A 659-nucleotide genomic window follows, 5' to 3' on the forward strand; every position below is an offset into this window, starting at 1 on the left:
AACTCCCATGAAAATTAAAATCTTCGATTTAGAGAAAAAGGCAATACTAAATCAGACGCAGCTCATTTATTTTTTAAAAAATGCAGCGCCTAAATGGGGATCAAATTATGGGTTGGATTAGGAGGCACTTGGTTCAGTTATTGTAACGTTGTATCCTAAGTTCTCAAGTCTTCGAACAGAATATCGTACAATGGATTGTTCTTTTTGCTTGTCAAAGTAATCCTCTCCTAAATCTACGTACATCTCTTTGCGAGTTAAGAGATAATAGGAGATTCTTAAAATGGCATGAGCGACAGATATTCCTGCCCTTTTTTTACCCTTTCTTGATGCAGTACGCCTATACAGGGCTCCCAAATAGGTTTTGGATCCTCTGACAGAGTGAGCTGCTTCAATTAATGCCGATTTCAAGTACTTGTTTCCTTTTTTCATGTTGCTTGATTTTCTCTTGCCCGCACTCTCATTATGTCCAGGTACTAATCCTGCCCAGGAACACAAGTGCGCCGAACTGGGGAATTGCTTCTCGACATCCGTACCGACTTCGGCTAAGATTTGTTCGGCCATTCGAGTGGCGATGCCGGGAATGGAATCCAATCGCTCAATATCTTCTTGGTGGGGGGATAATCTAGTAGCCACCTCTTCGTTTAACAGTTCAATCTGCT

Annotated in this window: 1 protein-coding gene; it reads right to left on the reverse strand. The window is 41.6% G+C overall.

What is annotated here, in order from left to right; translation table 11 throughout:
- Positions 1-117 precede the first annotated feature (117 nt).
- Positions 118-659 (reverse strand): transposase (locus tag H9650_RS20295; protein ID WP_191698009.1); only part of this gene is annotated, 542 nt, incomplete at its 5' end.

The sequence above is a fragment of the Psychrobacillus faecigallinarum genome, from assembly GCF_014836595.1.
Lineage (GTDB): Bacteria > Bacillota > Bacilli > Bacillales_A > Planococcaceae > Psychrobacillus > Psychrobacillus faecigallinarum.